Source organism: Pseudomonas cichorii (assembly GCF_019719005.1).
GTDB lineage: Bacteria > Pseudomonadota > Gammaproteobacteria > Pseudomonadales > Pseudomonadaceae > Aquipseudomonas > Aquipseudomonas cichorii_E.
Map to the genome: position 1 here is coordinate 19,324 of NZ_JAIGPJ010000003.1, position 17,693 is coordinate 37,016.

The 17,693-nt window shown below is 59.3% G+C and carries 11 protein-coding genes; 6 read left to right on the forward strand and 5 right to left on the reverse strand.

What is annotated here, in order from left to right:
* Positions 1–49 precede the first annotated feature (49 nt).
* Positions 50–1,087 (forward strand): FecR family protein, encoded by a 1,038-nt coding sequence (locus K5D32_RS03740; RefSeq protein ID WP_308125034.1) that lies wholly within the window; start codon positions 50–52, stop codon positions 1,085–1,087.
* A 20-nt stretch (positions 1,088–1,107) separates the two neighbouring features.
* Here K5D32_RS03740 and K5D32_RS03745 read toward each other — a convergent pair whose 3' ends face one another.
* The 5 genes from K5D32_RS03745 to K5D32_RS03765 form a co-directional block, all read right to left on the reverse strand.
* Positions 1,108–1,899, reverse strand: a complete 792-nt coding sequence (locus tag K5D32_RS03745) for an energy transducer TonB (protein ID WP_221592804.1) — start codon at positions 1,897–1,899, stop codon at positions 1,108–1,110.
* Positions 1,896–2,342 (reverse strand): protein TolR, encoded by a 447-nt coding sequence (gene tolR / locus K5D32_RS03750; RefSeq protein WP_221592803.1) that lies wholly within the window; start codon positions 2,340–2,342, stop codon positions 1,896–1,898. Before tolR ends, K5D32_RS03745 begins: the two co-directional genes overlap by 4 nt.
* 10 nt (positions 2,343–2,352) lie before the next feature.
* Positions 2,353–3,063: a protein TolQ gene (gene tolQ / locus K5D32_RS03755; RefSeq protein ID WP_221599298.1), complete on the reverse strand. Its 711-nt coding sequence runs from the start codon at positions 3,061–3,063 to the stop codon at positions 2,353–2,355.
* A gap of 86 nt (positions 3,064–3,149) precedes the next feature.
* Entirely contained in the window at positions 3,150–5,078 is a 1,929-nt protein-coding gene (locus K5D32_RS03760) for a phytase (RefSeq protein WP_221599299.1), read from the reverse strand.
* Between the two features lie 61 nt (positions 5,079–5,139).
* Positions 5,140–7,656: a TonB-dependent receptor gene (locus K5D32_RS03765; RefSeq protein WP_221599300.1), complete on the reverse strand. Its 2,517-nt coding sequence runs from the start codon at positions 7,654–7,656 to the stop codon at positions 5,140–5,142.
* Between the two features lie 333 nt (positions 7,657–7,989).
* Here K5D32_RS03765 and K5D32_RS03770 point away from each other — a divergent pair, with 333 nt between their 5' ends.
* The 5 genes from K5D32_RS03770 to K5D32_RS03790 all read left to right on the forward strand — a co-directional run bounded on the left by K5D32_RS03770 (position 7,990) and on the right by K5D32_RS03790 (position 17,475).
* A complete protein-coding gene (locus K5D32_RS03770; protein ID WP_221577831.1) occupies positions 7,990–8,904 on the forward strand; it encodes a GGDEF domain-containing protein in 915 nt (304 codons plus the stop codon).
* Between the two features lie 8 nt (positions 8,905–8,912).
* A complete protein-coding gene (locus K5D32_RS03775; RefSeq protein WP_221599301.1) occupies positions 8,913–9,950 on the forward strand; it encodes an AraC family transcriptional regulator in 1,038 nt (345 codons plus the stop codon).
* A gap of 154 nt (positions 9,951–10,104) precedes the next feature.
* Positions 10,105–12,939, forward strand: coding sequence for a TonB-dependent receptor (locus K5D32_RS03780; protein ID WP_221599302.1), 2,835 nt, complete (start codon positions 10,105–10,107; stop codon positions 12,937–12,939).
* 46 nt (positions 12,940–12,985) lie between these two features.
* Positions 12,986–15,805 carry a M16 family metallopeptidase gene (locus tag K5D32_RS03785; protein WP_221599303.1) on the forward strand — a complete coding sequence of 940 codons (2,820 nt, stop codon included), beginning with the start codon at positions 12,986–12,988 and terminating at the stop codon, positions 15,803–15,805.
* Positions 15,802–17,475, forward strand: a complete 1,674-nt coding sequence (locus tag K5D32_RS03790) for an ABC transporter ATP-binding protein/permease (protein WP_221599304.1) — start codon at positions 15,802–15,804, stop codon at positions 17,473–17,475. The genes K5D32_RS03785 and K5D32_RS03790 overlap by 4 nt, the downstream gene beginning before the upstream one ends.
* Positions 17,476–17,693: the final 218 nt, after the last annotated feature.

Here is a 17,693-nt window from a genome sequence, read left to right on the forward strand (position 1 = left end):
TCTGAAAAAAAATGCGGGCCAAACGTCTTTTGCAGAAGGGAGCCATAGTGTGCGACCCTCCCACGCCTTTTCTACCGCTGGAGCCTTGCCGGACATGCCGCAAGCCGAACCTCGCCAAGCTCGCCTGGATATTGCCCTGGATTGGCTGATGCGTGTCCGTGAAGCGCCCGACGATGCCGGCTTGCAGACTGAACTTCAGAACTGGCTGCAGGCCGCACCGGAAAATGCCGAAGCCTTGCTCAAGGCCGAGCGCGTCTGGGGCCTGACCGGCCAGCTTGCTCCGGCTACAGCCCATAAATGGCCGCCGATTCCACCTGTAGCGGCAGATACTGCACCACAAGCTCATCTCGCCGCCCGCCCAAGACGCCGACGTACCTTGAGCTGGGCCGTTGGCGGGGCTCTGGCCGCCTGCCTGGTAGCTGCCGTGGCTCCCAGTTTAAACACAGCCTTGCAGGCTGACTTCCAGACCGCCAGCGAACGACGCGAAATCCAGTTGCCGGACGGCAGTCGTGCCGTGCTCGACAGCAACAGCGCCATTGCCTTTGAGTTCACGGCCACCCGCCGCGATATTCGTCTGCTAGGTGGACAAGCCTTCTTCGAGGTCAAACCCGATCGCAGCAAGCCCTTCAATGTGCGGGCGCACGACCTTGATGTGACCGTCACCGGTACAGCCTTCAATGTCGACCTGGAAAAGAAGAACATCGAAGTGGGCGTGCAGCACGGATCGGTAAAAGTCACCGAGCATGGCTCGAACCGGATCCTCAATCCAGGCCTGACCGCAGGTCAGCAACTGGACTTCAACCGCAGCAACGGCCAGATCAAACTGATAACCCTGCCTGCCAACCGCATCGCCACCTGGCGCAACGGCCAGCTCATCGCAGACAACGCCCGCATGGCCGAAGTGGTGGACGAACTGCGCCGCTACCTGCCCGGCACCCTCTGGATCAAAGACCTGCAACTGGCCGATAAACGCATTACCGGCGTTTATGACACCAGCAACCCCGAAGCCGCATTGCGCGCAATGGCGCAACCCCATGGGGCGAAGGTCGAAGGCTGGGGGCCTTGGGTGTTGGTGATTACGCGGTAGGTTTGAAACAGAGCACCGCTTTACTGACTGATCCGGTAATGAAACGTATTTTTCACTCCCGAAACAGTCACCGCCCTTCCCTCCACAATTCGCGGCTGATACCGGAAGGTTTCAGCCGCAGTCATTGATGGCCTGATAAACAGTGGATGACAGGTGCCCTGGATCTGTGGATTGACCACGCGCCCCTGAGGTGAAACGTCGTAGATGACGGTGCAGTCGCCTTCGATACCTTTGTCCAGTGCGCGCTGGGGGTAGTCGGGAGCCTCCTTGCTGACAGGTTGATATTGGCTGTTGTCGGCGGCGGATGTCGTTTGTTGTTGGGCCTGACGGGCACGTTCGGCGGTTTGCCTGGCCTGCTCGGCCTGGCGTTGTTGCTCGGCTTGTTGCTGCTGCGCCACACGCTGCTGTTCGATTTCCTGAGCGTGCTGGCGCTGCTCGCGCTTTTGCTCTTCGACGCGCTTGCGCGCCAGTGCGGCCTGTTCGAGCTGGTGGACCTGGCGTTGAGTATCGACCTGTGGCCTGGGCGCCTCGATGGGTTTGGCGACGACAGGCGCTGGCTCGACCACAGGCTCAATGACGGGCGCAATCGCAGGTGCAGGTGCCGGTTCGGGTGGCAAGATGAACAGCTGAGTAGTCATCGTTCTGACGGGTTCGGCTGGTTTTTCCTGAAGGCTCCAGCCGAACAGCAATGCGCCCAGTACCGCGCCATGCAGGCCAAAAGCAATGGCGGCCGCCAGTCCGTTCTTGCGTAGCGTGCTCCAGTCCATGGCCCTGGAGCCACGAGACTCGAGTTCCAGTGTCATGGTGTTCATTGCGGCGCCTCTGTCACCAGTCCCAGATGAGTCACGCCGCTGCGCTGCAAGGCCGCCATGGCGGCGACCACACGCCCGTAATCGGCCTTGTCGTCAGCGCGGATGAACACCTGAGTGTCTGCGCGCTCGGCCACCAGACTGGCGATGCGCTCTTGCATGTCCTCCAGGCTGGCCGCGGTATCGGTCTGCGCATGGGTTTCGACGTTTTCACCGAGGTTCCAGTAGTAGCCGCCCTCGGCCTTGACCGACAGAGTCACGATGCGCTGCTTGGTGTCGGTGGGCAGCGCTTCACTGGCGACTTTCGGGAGTTCGATCTTCACACCCTGGGTCAGCATCGGCGCTGTCACCATGAAAATCACCAGCAGCACCAGCATGACGTCGATATAGGGCACGACGTTCATTTCGGCTTTCGGGCCATGTTTGCGTTGGGGTTTGACCAGCATGAAAAGTCCCTCAGGCCGCCGCGGCCATGTTGCGAGTCAGGCCTTGCAAGGTCCGGTTCAGACGCACCTGCAATTCGTTGCCGAAGCTGTAGTAACGGGATGCGAGCGTCTGGCCACGTGCTGCAAATCGGTTGTAGGCAATGACCGCTGGAATGGCGGCGAACAGGCCGATGGCAGTCGCAATCAAGGCCTCGGCGATGCCGGGCGCAACCGAAGACAACGTGGCCTGCTGCACCTGAGACAGGCCAATAAACGCACTCATGATGCCCCAGACCGTACCGAACAGGCCGATATAAGGGCTGACCGAACCCACCGTGGCAAGAAACTGCAGCCCCTTTTCCAGTTGCAGTTCCTGCTCGCTGATCGCCACCTGAAGCGAGCGTTCGACGCCGGACAATACGACATCAGGCTCGATGCCCGGGCGATGCCTGAGCTGTTGATACTCGGCATAACCTGCCTGGAAAATCTGCTGAATGCCGTTGGCCTGCTCACGAGCCTCAGAGGCCTCGTTATGCAGCAGAGTCAGTTCAGGTTCGCGACGAAAGCGCTGCTGAAAAGCATCCAGAGAGTGTTCGTCGTGCCGCAATGCGAGGCTGCGTTGAATGATCAGATACCAACTGGTCAGTGAAGCCATCAGCAAGGTCAGCATCACAGCCTTGACCAGCAGGCTGGCATTGCTGATCAGTCCCCAGATCGTCATGTGTTCCAGCGTGGCGTGCATCTTGGAATTCCTTGTATGCGGCACCTTGCGCTCAAGGCCGGTGCCGGTATCAATCGATTGTTTATCACCCCTTGATGACAAACGACTTACGGCAGAGCGAGGGTCTTCACTACATCGGCCCAAGGCACGAACTTGAAGTTCTGTGCCTGCTCGGGCATGCGCTTTCGTCCGTCCTGAACCACCAGCATGCCTTTGCTCCATGGCCCGCCGAGGTTGGCCGAGGTCACTTCCAGGCCGTCCGTCTCGGAGGTCCCGTCGATGCCGAGCCGGGCATTGAGGCCCACACGAAATGCACCGCGGAGCGCATAAGGTGCTTCGGCATCCACCACCACATAGCTGTCATTGCCCTGGCTGGAGATCACCAGATAGTCATGCTGCTCGCTCTGATACAGCGCCAGCCCCTCGACATCGGCATGCACCACATCGCCAACCTTGATCACACTGGAAAGCGTTGCCGGCTGATCCGCACGAGCATCCACCGCCCAGACACCCACGTCTTCCTCGCCGAGAAACAGCCGCTGACGCTGATCGTCGGCCACGCAACCTTCCGGCTGGCTGTCCACCTTGAAACTGCGCACCAGTTCTCCCCTCGCTTTGCCATCAGGCGCACTGATCCGGTACTGCAGGAAGCTGCCGTCCTTGTCGTTGGCAAAGGCATAGATCTCGCCACTGGCCGGCTGGAACAGGCAGATGCCGTAGATCTGCGCCAGCGGCGTGGGGATTTCCCCCGCCTCCCGCAGCGCTCCAGTGCTGCGATCAATGCTGAACAGGCTCAGGCTGTTGCGATCACGATTGCTGGCCACCGCCAGATCGACCTTCTGTTTGCCCAGCATGAAACCTGGCCGTATATCGACGTTGTTCAGACTCCCGACCGCCAGCTCCTGAAGCTGCTTGCCCTTGAGGTTATAAACCAGCAAGCCCTGCTTCTTGTTGGTGCCCAGCACGCGACTTTGCGCCGGATTTTTCGGGTGAATCCAGATCGCGGGGTCGTCCGCCGCATCGCCCTGACGCGCTACCGGCTGGCTCTGAGCGACAGCCGCCACGCTGGGCAGCGGCGCAGCCAGCGCGACCGGTTTCGGCTTCCAGCTCAGCTCACCTTCAAACAGGCGGTCGCCGTCGTTATCGTTGAGCAGCAGTTGCAGGCCGCTCGGGCCTTCATGAATCGACAGGCCTTCAGGCTTTTTCAGGTTCATCAGCGACAGCTCGGCCACCGATGACCAGCTCTCGCCATCGCCCTGCTGCTGATAGAGGTGCAAGGCCTTGCCCTTGGGATCGAGCGCCAGCAAACCGCCGGGAACCACCGCCATGGCACCCGCCGCCTGTTTGATTGCGCCAAACGGCTCACGCAAGGCAACCGGCGTGCGGGCTACATCGGCTTCGGGATGCGCCGGGTAAGCCCACCAGCCGATGTTCTGTTCATTGACGAACAAGCGATGGGCCGCGTCGTCCACCTGACAGAACTCTGCATTGGGTGGCAGCGGCAGGTTGCGCACCAGACGCGGCTGTTCGCTGAGATGGCCCCCGTTACCGACCAGCCATTGCTCGCCCTTGCCCTCCTCGCCCACCAGAAACAGGAACAGGTTGCTGGCGTCATCGCGATACAGGCACAAGGCGGTGACCGAGTAATCCCGTGCTGGCAGGTAAACAGGCGTGGACCACTGGTTTTTTGCAGGGTCGATACGGCTCAGCATCGGTTGCTGACGCAGATTGTCCAGCGTCGCCACCAGTGCTGTTTCGCCGGTCAGGCGGCTGTCCAGCGCCTGATAGGAGCCCGGAATCCGGGCCAGTTGGCGACCCTTTTCATCAAGCAGCAACAAACCGGCTTTGACACTGGCCGCCAGACGCTTCGTCCCGTCACTGCCGGGCAGAAAGCCCACGGACTGGGCCTTGAACGGCTCGTTTTCGGCCCAGCGCGCAATGTTCATTTCGGGGGTTGGCGCAGCCTGTGCAGCACCGGCCATCAGGCCGATCAACAGCGACAGGCAACCCGTTTTACGTGGCAACGAAATCTTCATGAACACTTGAATCCTTGAACAGGGTTATCCGGCAGCACGCGTGAGGTGCCGCCGACATCGATCAGAAATGGGTGAACGTCAGGCCGATCTTGTAGGTCGGGCCGTACTCTTCGTATTGGCTGTTGAGGGAGCGATGGCCGGCATAGACGAAGTACGGCTGATCGGTGAGGTTTTGCGCCTCGAAGCTGACTTTCAGGTTCTTGGTCAGGGAGTAGCGAGCGCTGAAATCGATGAAGGTCTGGCCGTCGACGTACAGGTCATGGTCCTTGTCGCCAATGGCCGCCAGCTCATACAGATAGGCCGACTTGTAGTTGGCCGACAGGCGCAGGCTGAGCTTGTCGTTTTCCCAGCCCAGCATCAGGTTGCCGACCGTGTCGGACTGGCTCGGCAGATCGATATCACGCTTGCGGTTGGTGCCTGTGCTCTGGTCGAAACCCTTGATGCTGGCGTCAGAGCGACTGAACGTGGCGTTGGCTCCCAGCAACAGGCCATTCCACGGCGCAGGCAGCCAATCGAGTTTTTGCGAGTACGCCAGTTCCAGGCCGTACAGCTTGGCCTTGTCGCCGTTGGCGTAAGTATTGGCTTCGGAAAAACTCGCCCACTGACCCGTACCCGCCAGATCGGTGTTGTAGACGAAGTTCTGGATGTCCTTGTAGAACACGAAGGCCGAAACCGTACCGGCGCGCCCCATGAAGTGCTCGATGCCCAGGTCCAGGTTGCTGGACTCCAGCGGTTTGAGGTCCGGATTACCAAAGGTCGCTTCGTCATCGTCGATCACAAAACCCGGTGCCAGTTGCCCGAAAGTCGGACGCACCACACTTTTGGTCCAGGCGGCACGTACCTGGGTGTTCTTGTCGATCTGATAGCGGGCATGCAGGCCCGGCAACCAGTGGTGGTAATCGCGGCGGGTCTGGGTCGACTCGAACACGCCATCGCGCACGCCAGTGCCTTTGGCTTCCATCTCGGTGCCTTCGTAGCGAAGGCCGGCAATGAAGCGCCACTTATCGACATCGATGGTGTTCATGAAGTAGCCGGCGTTGATGTTTTCACTGATCGTGAAGTCATTGGCTCGCGACTCCGACTCATCGTAGAAGTCCGCAGCATTGAGGCCGCTCAACAAACTTTTGATGGCACCGGGGCTGATGCCGTTGCCGAAATTGCCCAGCCGATAGTCGATTGTGCCTTTCTGGAATTGCGTCAGGCTGAGGGCATCCGAACTGAAGCCCAATGTATCGAAGTCCTCGTATTTCCAGACTTCCAGATCGTTGGTCTTGTCACGTCGACTGACCTTGCCGCCAAACTTGAATTGCGAGGCATAGCCTTTGAAATCGTAGTCCCGGGCCAGATCCAGGCGCAGGTTCTTTTCCTTGTCCCTGGTGTTCTGCTTTTCCCAGTCCACCTTGTCGAGGGTGAAGTTCGAGGCATCGTAAAACCCGGAGCCGACAATCGGACGCGGCTTTTCACTGTCGTAGAAACCGGTATTGGCAAAGTCATTGTTGCCGACGAAAGTGGCACCTGCGATATGGCCCGGGCTGTCTTCGCTGGACTCGCTGTAACCGGCCTGACCGCTGACCGTCCACAGGTCGTACATGCGCTCGCCGCCGAACACGAAGGATTTGATCTCTTGGGTTTCGGTACGAGCCTTGAGCTTGCGGGTTCCCTCGGCATCGCCCAGCGTACCGGCGGCCTGCGCATTATCGAATTCGAAGCCATTAGTGGTGCGGACTTCATCGTCCTTGAAGCGGCTGTACAGGGTGCGCAGATAAAAACTGCTGACATCGTCCGGCTTGTAATCGAAGTTCAGACCAGCGCCAGCACGTTCACGGCTGATGTCGTAGTTGCGCTGTTCGAATTTCTGCAGACTCTGGCCATCCCAGGCACCGCCCGTCTCGACGTTGTCGGAGCCAAAATCGCGCTTCTGCCAACTGAGTGCTGCCGCGACACCGAAGTTGTCGATGCCATCGCCCAGGCTGAAACGGTTACTGGCCGCACCGGAAAACTTCGGGCTGGTCTGACTGGTGTTCTTGTCATAACTGGCTTCACTGCTGCCGGTGTAGAACAGGCCTTTATGATCGAAAGCCGAAAGGCTCTGCACATCCACCGTACCGCCCAGGGAGTTGGCATCCATGTCCGGCGTCAGGGTTTTGATCACAGACAACGACTGCACCAGCTCCGAGGGCAATACATCCAGCGCCACCGCACGACGGTCGCTTTCCGGTGCCGGGACCAGCGTGCCGTTGATGGTCACGCTGTTCAGGTCCGGTGCCAGGCCTCGCACCGTGACAAAACGACCTTCGCCCTGATCGCGCTCAACACTGATCCCCGGCAAGCGCTGCACCGCTTCGGCAACGTTCTGGTCCGGCAATTGGGCCACGCCATCGGCATGCACCACGCTCTTGATGCTGTCCGAGGAACGCTGCTCCTTGAGCGCCTGATCGATACTTGCCGCCTGCCCCACCACCTCGACATGCTCGGTGGCATTGACCTCGGCAGCCTGAAGCCGCTCGTTGGCAATCGCCAGGGCCAGTGCGCTGAGTGTGTAGCCGACCAGTTGTGCCCTGCTGCGGCGCTTGTACATGTCTGTCCTCTCCAGGCTTCACGATGAGCCAGGCAATGACCCGGCAACTGGAGGCGCAAGCTAGAGTCGAGGCGTGACGATTCTGTGACAGTAAATGCCGAAAGCCCCGCAAATGTAGGGTTTCAGGGGTGGAATGAGCTGATTTGACTTTGGGTATGGAGAGTCTTTGGGGCTTCGCGAATGAATTCGCTCCTACAAGCCGCGTAGGAGCGAATTTATTCGCGAAAAAACATACGCCCCCATGAGCTGATTCGACCCTTTGCACCGTCACCCAACTGTCACAGTCATCTGTTGTGCTGGCCTGCATTCAGTGCTCCGGGAGCCCGTCAGGCCATGTTCAGCATCCTCAAACCCCACCGCGGAAAACTCGCTCTGCTGATGGTCGCGGCCAATATGGGGTTGCTCGCCTTTCTGGCTTTTGGCGATATCAAATACGTCAGCGAATGGAAGTGGCTGGATATCATCGGCGAGGGTGGCTCTGCACTTCTGGCGCTGATCTGGCTGTTTCTGGTGTTCAAGAGCCGCCCTGCCGGACGCGTGACCAATTACCTGTCGGTGGGCTTGAGCTGCGTGTTCTTCTCCTGGTGGATCGATGCACTGGACGAATTCATCCGCTTGCCCAAGGACATCGGCTGGGATCACTGGCTGGAGTCCGGCCCGATGCCGGTGGGCTTGATCCTGCTGACCATCGGCATCTATCACTGGCACCGGGAACAATTGGCGATCAGCGCACAGATGGAAAAACGTGAGCGCGGCTTTCGCGAGCATCGGCTGTTCGACAAGCTCACCCCGCTGGGAAGCGCCGACTACCTCAAGCGCCAGTTAGTGCTCAGCCTGGAACAGAGCCAGCGCCAGCAGCAACCTCTGTCACTGGTGGCGGTGGATGTCGACAATTTCAGCGCGATCAATCAGGCGTTCGGCCATGCTGAAGGCGATGAAGTGCTGTCTGCCCTCAGCCACCTGCTCGTGCTGAACCTGCGTCGTCAGGATCTACTCTGTCGCTTGGCGGGCGACCGGTTTGTCGTGCTGCTGCCCAATACCGGCGAAAGCCAGGCAAAACTGTTTGCTCTGGAGTTACAGCAAGCCGTTGCCGGGCTGGCCCACAAGACCCGGCAACAGGGTGAGCGGCTTCACCTTTCGGCCAGTACCGCTGCCGTAATGGCCATGGACGAGACGCCCGAAAACCTGCTCAAACGTCTCAATCTTTCGCTTGCTCGCGCCCGGCAACCTCTGCCGCGAATAGCCTGAGGCCTGCCATGACCATCAAATGCGACTGGTACGAAATCGACAGCCGATTCATTCCCGGTCACTACCAACCGGCGACCCTGATCGACCTGGCGCTGTCGCGGGACATCGACAGTCATCGCCTGCTCAAGGGCACCGGCCTGTTCTACGAGGACATCATTGCGGGCAAGACGCGCCTGAGCCCGCAGCAATTCTTCGCACTGATCGGCAATGCCCGACGGCAGATAGGCGCAGATGACACCAGTTTCCTGTTTGGCCAGCGCCTGTTTCCCGGCCATTACGGCGCAGCCAGTCATGCCTTGCGCCATGCCCGCAATCTGCATCAGGCCCTGGAAATCCTGATCCAGCAGCAGGCGTTGCTCAGCCCGTTGCTGACGCCACGCCTGGAGCTGGACGAGCATTACGCCTATCTCTACTGGCTGGACAGTTGCGGCGCAGGCGAACAACAGCGGTTCGTGCTGGAAGCCGGCATGACCGCGCTGATCGCCTTGAGCCATGGCCTGGGCGGCGAGCGTCTGCCCTGGGAGTGCAGCTTCTGTCATGACGAGCCACGCTACGTCGAGCAGTACTGGGTGCATCTGGGGGAAAACACTTCGTTCGGGCGGCCGCTGGACATGATGCGGCTTCCCAGAGAATGCCTGACTCGCCCATGGCCGGGCGCGTCCCCGATTGCCGGGCAGGTCGCCCAGCAGGAAGCCGGCGCACAACTGCAAGCACTGGGCATGCACGCCAGCCTGCCGGACCGGATCTACTGTTATCTGCGTGATAACGTGCGCGAGGCCCCTAGCCTGGATCAGGTTGCCCAGGCCTTTGCCATGAGCCAGGCAACCCTCAAGCGCAAGCTGCAAAAACACGGCACCAGCTTCCAGGCCCGACACGATCTGGCCCGCAAGCATGTGGCTCTGCATCTGTACCAGATCAAGGGCCTGAGCAATGAAGCCGTCGCCGAATACCTGAATTTCAACGACCCCGCCAACTTCCGCCGCTCCTTCAAACGCTGGACCGGCAGCACACCGAAACTGATCCAGCGCTTGTTCAATTTCGACTGAAAACGACCTGAAAATGGCCTTTGTTCGCCATTCATGAATTTTTTTTAATTATTTTCTGAAAATTTCCCGCGCTGCCCCGTCCTTTGACTCGCACACAACATTGAGATCAATTCTCATTCAAAAATGCGGGTTTTAGCCCGTACGGGGACGTGGGATGACACCGAACACTCAGCCATCGCGAAGCCTGGGCGCAGCGATTCGCAAACACCTGAATCACGCCACACAGCTCAGTGCCTTGAGCCTGTGCTGGATGATCAGCAGCCAGACCGTCATGGCCAGCGAAGCGCTGAGCGAGCGTGAGCAGATCCTGCAAACCCGTCACAGTTTTGATATCTCGGTACAAGAACTCTCGGGCGCATTGATCAGCTTCGGCCAACAGAGCAGCCTGCAAGTGAGCGTCGACCCGTCCTTGCTGGGCGGCCTTTACTCACAAGCCGTCCAGGGCCAGATGAGCAGTGAACAGGCGCTGGCGAAACTGCTGCATGGCACCGGCATTGGCTGGGGCTATGAACAAGGCAGCCTGGTGTTTCACAAGACCCGGACCGGTGGTTTCGATGCAGCGATGGAGTTGCAGAGTACGGTGGTACTGGGTGAGCCGGAAGAGAACAGTTTTCAGGGGCAGACCGTGATCGGTCGCAAGGCCATCGAGGCATTCCCCGGTGCCAACGGTGACATCACGACCCTGCTACGCATGCACCCCAACGTGCAGTTCAACAATGCCCAGCAGAGCTCCAACTCCCCCGGTGAAATCGACCCGGCGGATGTCAGCATCAACGGTGCCAAGTTCTACCAGAACAACTTCATGATCGATGGCATCTCGATCAATAACGACCTGGATCCGGGCGAGCACGGTTACAACTCGATCCGTCAGTTCGACTCGGCACCCAGCCGCTCTCACGGTATTGCGCTGGATGCCGACCTGCTTGAAGAAGTCCGGGTCTACGACAGTAACGTGCCTGCCGAATACGGTGGTTTCAACGGTGGCGTGGTGGATGCCATTACCCGTAAACCCACCCAAGAGATGCACGGCAAGATCTCGGCTTCGATGTCACGCTCAGAATGGACCAAGTACCACATCAGTGGCGAGGATCAGGAAGGTTTCCAGACATCCACCGACGAGCAATACCAACCGCAGTTCGAAAAAACCACGGTGCGAGGAACACTGGAAGGCCATCTGACAGAAGACTTCGGAGCCATCCTCAACTTCTCCCAGAAGCGTGCCACCATCCCGCTGAATGTCTACGACAACGGCTATAGAAGCGAGACCAGCCCGAACAGCAAAGACCAGACACGCCGCATCGACAACTATCTGCTCAAGACCTACTGGAGCGCCAGTGAACGACTGACAGTCGATACCTCCCTGACCTATGCGCCACAGGAAAACTATTACTTCCGGGCCAACCGAATCAACTCCGGCTTCACCACCGAAGGCGGTGGTTTTCAGGGTGCGATCACCGCCAAATGGCAAGGCGACAATGCCGTCTGGACCAACAAGCTGGCGCTTACCAACCTGAACAGCTCACGGGATGCGGAATCGGACGAATACATCAACTGGTATTACTCGACGGTAAAGAACTGGGGCAACCCCAACAGCAACACAGCCCGCAGCGCCGAGGGCTCATCCGGGTCGCTCGAACAGACTCAGCGCGGCATGACCTACAACACCAAGGCCGACTGGTTCCCGATCCAGATTGCAGGCACCACTCACAGCTTCACGACGGGCATGGAACTGTCGCATCAGATCGCAACCTGGGAACGGCTTGATGACGTGACCTCCGCAACCACGTTCCGCAGGGACAATGTCGCCACCTGCGCGGGCAACGACTCACTGTGCTCGATAGGCAGGCAGCTCAACGGCAACATCCGCCAATACGCGACCCGGATGACCACCTATGAAGCCGGCAAGATTGAACTGACGGAAAACAAATATGCCTTCTTCGCCCAGGACAAGATTGAAATCGGCAAGCTGACCCTGCGTCCAGGCGTGCGCTTTGAGGGCGACGACTATATGGAGAAGAAGACCATTGCTCCGCGCTTTTCCGGCGACTACGACCTGTTCGGCGACCGCAGCACCGTTCTGGTCTTTGGTGCCAACCGTTACTACGGTCGCAACCTGTTCAAGTATCGACTGGCAGACGGACGCGGCACGCTCAATACCAGCTATGCCCGCGAAACCCAGACCGGCGCATGGGTAGGAACCCGACAGGCCAGCACCAGCAAGTTCACCTCCCTTGATGTTCCTTATGACGACGAACTGACCCTGGGCATCGATCAGCGCTGGCTGGATACCGACTTTCGTCTGAAATATGTCAACCGCAAGGGCAGGGACAAAATCAATCGTTCAGCAGCCCGTGTCCAGGGCTTGGCGGCCGAGAACGGCTATGCGACCGAATACTTCACCTACACCAACGAAGGGATGAGCGAAAGCGACAACATCACGCTGAGCATCACCCCCTTGCATGAACTCAAGTTCCAGGGCACCCGAACCAGCGTGCAGATGGCTTTTGACTGGTCCCGCACTCGTGATGCCTATGGCAACTATGACGATGCCATCAACTCCGAGTTGTATAACAACGAAGACGTGATCTATGACGGTAAGCAGATGAAATACAACGAGTTGCCCGCCAGCGACTTCAATCGGCCCTGGACAGCTCGCATGACCACCATCACCGAGATACCGCAACTGAACCTGACCTGGAGCAACTTCTTTCGCTATCGCGGAGCCCACGACCAGATCATCAGTACTGGCGATGACATCACCATTGATGGCAAGGACTACTCCGTGTACGAAACAGCGACCGTCAAGGCAGCTCCGACCTGGGACATGCGCCTGGATTGGGAACTGCCCACCGGCAAGGATCAGGCAGCATTCATTGCCGTTGACGTGACCAACGTTGCCGACAAGGTAAACCCGATCATCAGCAACAGCGCCCGGACCACCTATGAAACAGGCCGCCAATACTGGCTCGAAGTCGGCTACCGCTTCTAAGCCCGCAATCACCCATACGCCCCAGAAGCTTTAACCGAGATTCCTGATGAAAAAAATGATCATGAGCCTGTCGGGCCTGATGCTAAGCGCTTGCGCCCAGTTTCCCGGCAGCCCTCAGAGCCAGACCTGGGACCCACAGGTCATACGCGGCCAGTTGAGCAATGGCCTGGAATACCGTCTGGTTCGTGAAGCCAGCCAGCGCGGCCGCATCGATGCGCGCCTGACGGTCAAGGCCGGCTCCGTGGACGAAGAGGATGATCAGGTGGGTGTCGCCCATATGGTCGAGCACCTGAACTTCTATAACCGTGCCGGTCAGGACGCGAACATCCGCACACTCATGAATCAGTGGGGCTGGGCTCAGGGGCGTAACTACAACGCCATGACCAACTACGACCGCACCCTGTACATGCTCAGCCCTACCGGCGGTGCGGCCCAGACCGAGCAGGCCTTGCAGGCGCTTTCGACCCTGACACTGGCTCATGACTACACCGCGGACAATCTGGAGCAGGAACGCCCGGTCGTCATCGAAGAATGGCGTGGTGGCCTGGGTGTCGGCCAGCGCATGAACGATCAGCGCACCGCCTCGCAACGTATCGGTTCACGCTACCCGGAGCATCGCACCATCGGCAACGAAGCCGCCATTCGCTCGGCCACACTGGCCGAACTTCAGAGCTTCGGGCAGCGCTGGTATGTGCCCAACAATATGGTCCTGACGATTGTTGGCGACATTGACCCTGCCACCCTGCCCACCCGCATCGAGCACTGGTTCGGCAAGGCCAAAGCAGGAGCACTCCCCGAGAAGAGCTATCGGGAGTTGCCTCTCGACAACCGGCTGAAAGTCGTCCGTTTGCAGGACAGCCAGAGTGGCACCAATCAAGTGGCCCTGCTTTTTCGCCTGCATGAGCCTGCCAGTCGCGCTCCGACCCAGGACGGCCTGCGCGAACGCCTGATCGATCGCATCACCCTGTCAGCCCTGCTTGAACAGTTGCGTATCCAGCCCAAGGAAACCGGCGTGCGCAGCCTGACCGTGCAGAAAAGCCTGATCGGCGACTACTCCAGCGTGCTGGGCATTGCTGCCGGTGTGGAAGGTGACGCTCATCAAGTTGCACTGAAGCAACTGCTGACGGAGATCGAGCGTGTCCGGCGCTTTGGCCTGCGCAATACCGACCTGAACCGGGAGAGAGAGGAAATCCGCGCCGTCGCACAAAAGATGCTGGCAAACGACGAACCACGCAGCTTCGAGAAGTGGGTGACCGATCTCAATGATGCTGCGAATCAGAGTCGCGTCGTACTCACCCGACACGACATTGCTTCGCAGTACCTGGAAGCCCTGGACAGCATCGACCTCAAGGACCTGAATCAGCGCCTGAAAAGCTGGACCGACAGCCCGGACCGGGTTCTGCAACTTTCGGCTCCAGGCCTGCGGCCGCTGACCTTGCCAACGGTCGAGGCCGTAAACAGCCTGCTGGCGCACATCCAGAGCAGCCCGCTGGACGCTCCACAAACCGAAACCGCGGCAGCTCCGCCAACACCCGACGCCCTGCCCGCCTTGCCTGCGGCTGCGGCCAGGGGACTGGTGATGAAACGCAAGGCATTCGCCGAACAGAATGTCGAATACTGGCAGTTGAGCAACGGCGACCGTCTGGTCTGGCTCAAGCGCAATGGCGAGAATGGCCGGCTGGAGATGAAGGCAGACTCCAGCGCCGGCTTCATGACCGCCGAGATTCCGGCCTGGCGCAGTCAGATGGCGACGCAACTGACCGGCCAGAGCGCTCCGCAAGGGTGGAATCAGGAGCAGATCAGCCGCTGGCGCAAAGAACATGGCGTGAGCTTTTCACTTGATCAGGAAGCTGCTCGCCTGCAACTGAACCTCTCGACGAACGATGCGAAAAAAGACCTTCCTGTACAACAGCGCCTGCAATCCATGCTGCAAGCCTATCGTCTGAGCCAGTCACCCGCCGGCATCGACAGTGAGGCTTTCGAGCAGGCACGGGACGAGTTGATCGAGCGCCAGTCACGCCATACGGACAATGTTCGCGAACTACAGGAAAAGGCCCTGCGCAAACTGCAGTACGGCCAGGACAACTGGCAGACGCCAACCATTGCCGATCTTCAGGACGTACAACCCCGGGACCTGGATAACGACTGGAAACGCTTGAGCCAGGCTCCGGTGACCTACTACCTGATGGCTGATATCGACGCCAGCGCTCTTCAACCTCTGGTTGAGCAGGAACTGGCCGGTATCCCGCGCGGCAAAGACCTCAAGACCAGCCAGCAACAGCAGCGCAGCGGCTACCACGCTCAGGAACTGGCCATCGGCATCGAACCTCGTGCCGTGCTGCAAGCCTTCAGTTATCACCCACGTGCCTGGACGCCAGTGGACGCTGCACGCATCGCGACCTTGCGGGATATTGCGCTGGCCGCGCTCAAGCAGCAGCTTCGTGGCGAGGCCTCGGGGGTCTATAGACTGAACTTCGACAGCACGCTCAATCAGCAGACCCAACGCATTGAAAGCAGCCTGAACTTCAGCACCGATCCGGCCCGTGTCGAAGAACTCTGGCAACTGGCCCGAACCACCCTTGCCGGGCTGTCGAAGACCATCAGCGAAAAAGACATCGTGGCCGCCCGCAAGAACCTGATCCATCAGGAGAAACTGCGCCGCGACGATCCACAGACCCAGATGCGCCGCCTGATTCTCAGTGATCGCTATTGGGGTGATCCGCGCTACCTGAGCCAGCAACAACAATTGCTCGACGCCCTGACAGTTCCGGCGCTCAAGCGCCTGGCGGGTGAGCTGTTCGATCAGCAGAACCTGGTCCAGTTCCGCCTGTTGCCTGCGCCGAAAGAGGCGGTCGCCGGTCAATGAAAACCCTGAGAACCTTTTACGCACTGGCCAGCCCTTACTGGCTGGACCGCAGGCAATGGCTGTCGTGGGTGTTGTTGCTCAGCGTGATCGGCATGGGCTTGCTGGTGGTGCAGATCAACGTCTGGATCAACGCCTGGAGCAAGACGTTCTACGACACCCTGGGCGAATTCAAGACCGAGGCGCTGTACTCGCTGATGGGCCAGTATTGCCTGTACATCGCGGGCTACGTGGTGATCGTTGTCTATCTGGAATGGCTGCGCAAGGCACTGGTGCTGCGCTGGCGTCGGGCGATGACGAAAACCACCATCGATGCCTGGATGCAGGGTCAAGCCTATTACCGGCTGGGGCTGACCGGCGAACCGGACAACCCCGACCAGCGGATTGCCGAGGACGTGGACCTGCTGGTGGATCGCAGCGTCGAGCTGCTGGCATCGTTCATCATCAACATGGCTCAGGTGCTGGCTTTTGCCGGGGTGCTGTGGAACCTCTCAGGGGTCCTGAACTTCCAGGTACTGGGCCATGACATCACCATCCATGGCTATCTGTTGTGGGCGGCCGTGATCTATACGGTGCTCGGCACGGCATTCACTCACTTTCTCGGAAGCCCGTTGCAGCCGCTCAACTTTCAGCAGCAGCGTTACGAAGCCGACTTTCGCGCCAGCCTGCTGCGCAAGCGCGACCATGCCGAGCAGATCGCACTCTATGGCGGCGAAGCCGTCGAGAAGCGCCAGTTAGGTGAACGTTTCGAACACATCGCTGGCAACTGGTGGCAACTCATGGAGCGGATGCGCAAATTGCAGTTCTTTACCGTGAGCTATGACCGGGTCAGCCGCATCATCCCGGTCTTCGCCGCCCTGCCCGCATTTCTGGCCAAGACCATCACCCTCGGCGGCCTGATGCAGATCCGCAGTGCCTTTACGGCGGTGCAAGGTTCGCTCAGCTGGTTTATCGACGTCTATCCACGGCTCGCCGCCTGGAGCGCAACGGTAGAGCGGCTTGGCCAGTTTCAGCAGGCTATCGAAGCCACCCGTGGCCAGGTCCGCGATATCGAGCGCAGCGTGGCCTTGAGTATTGATGAACTGCAAATCCACCGTCCCGATGACAGCGTGTTGCTGGATAACATCAATGCCAGCGTCAAGGCAGGTGAATGGCTGCGCATCGAAGGCCGCAGCGGTCTGGGCAAATCCACACTGCTGCGCACTCTGCAAGGCCTGTGGCCTTATTACCGGGGAAGCTGGAAGCTGCCGAACGGATCAAGCCTGCTGATTCCGCAACAGCCTTACCTGCCGGAAATGCCGTTGCGCCAGTTACTGACCTACCCGGCCACCGAATGCCCGTCCGATGAGCACCTTGTGCAAGTGCTGCATCAGGTTGGCCTGTCGAAGCTGGAGCATCGCCTGGAACAGCAAACCGAGTGGACTCGCGAACTCTCCGGTGGCGAGCAGCAACGCCTAGGCCTGGCCCGTGCCCTGTTGTATGCGCCGCAGACGCTGTACCTGGACGAAGCGACCAATCAGTTGGACGACCAGAGCGCCTGTCATCTGCTGAATGTCTTGAAACAAGCATTGCCCGACACGCTGGTGATCGGCATCAGCCATCAACCCAGCGTTGCAAGCCTGTTCCAGCGCAGCTTGAATCTGCAAGCCAGCGCCACACCCACCGCCGCCTGACTCCCGCCTCAAAAGCCGGGAGCGTCTGCTCCCGGTGCCTCTCAACGCAATGAATTAAAAGGATTTTTTGTAGGAGCGAATTCATTCGCGAGAGGCCCGTACATCCGAAGAAAATGTATCGACTTCAATGACGTCTCGCGGATGAATCCGCTCCTACTCGACCCATAGAAGTATGATGACAACAAGGAATCCACCTCCCTTCCTGTATGATGACCCCA

Excerpts from the sequence above, each read along its gene's own strand:
- tolQ (WP_221599298.1), bottom strand. The coding sequence starts at position 3,063 with ATGCACGCCACGCTGGAACACATGACGATCTGGGGACTGATCAGCAAT.
- K5D32_RS03760 (WP_221599299.1), bottom strand. The coding sequence starts at position 5,078 with ATGAAGATTTCGTTGCCACGTAAAACGGGTTGCCTGTCGCTGTTGATC.
- K5D32_RS03770 (WP_221577831.1), top strand. The coding sequence starts at position 7,990 with ATGTTCAGCATCCTCAAACCCCACCGCGGAAAACTCGCTCTGCTGATG.
- K5D32_RS03775 (WP_221599301.1), top strand. The coding sequence starts at position 8,913 with ATGACCATCAAATGCGACTGGTACGAAATCGACAGCCGATTCATTCCC.
- K5D32_RS03780 (WP_221599302.1), top strand. The coding sequence starts at position 10,105 with ATGACACCGAACACTCAGCCATCGCGAAGCCTGGGCGCAGCGATTCGC.
- K5D32_RS03765 (WP_221599300.1), bottom strand. The coding sequence starts at position 7,656 with ATGTACAAGCGCCGCAGCAGGGCACAACTGGTCGGCTACACACTCAGC.
- K5D32_RS03745 (WP_221592804.1), bottom strand. The coding sequence starts at position 1,899 with ATGAACACCATGACACTGGAACTCGAGTCTCGTGGCTCCAGGGCCATG.
- tolR (WP_221592803.1), bottom strand. The coding sequence starts at position 2,342 with ATGCTGGTCAAACCCCAACGCAAACATGGCCCGAAAGCCGAAATGAAC.
- K5D32_RS03785 (WP_221599303.1), top strand. The coding sequence starts at position 12,986 with ATGAAAAAAATGATCATGAGCCTGTCGGGCCTGATGCTAAGCGCTTGC.
- K5D32_RS03790 (WP_221599304.1), top strand. The coding sequence starts at position 15,802 with ATGAAAACCCTGAGAACCTTTTACGCACTGGCCAGCCCTTACTGGCTG.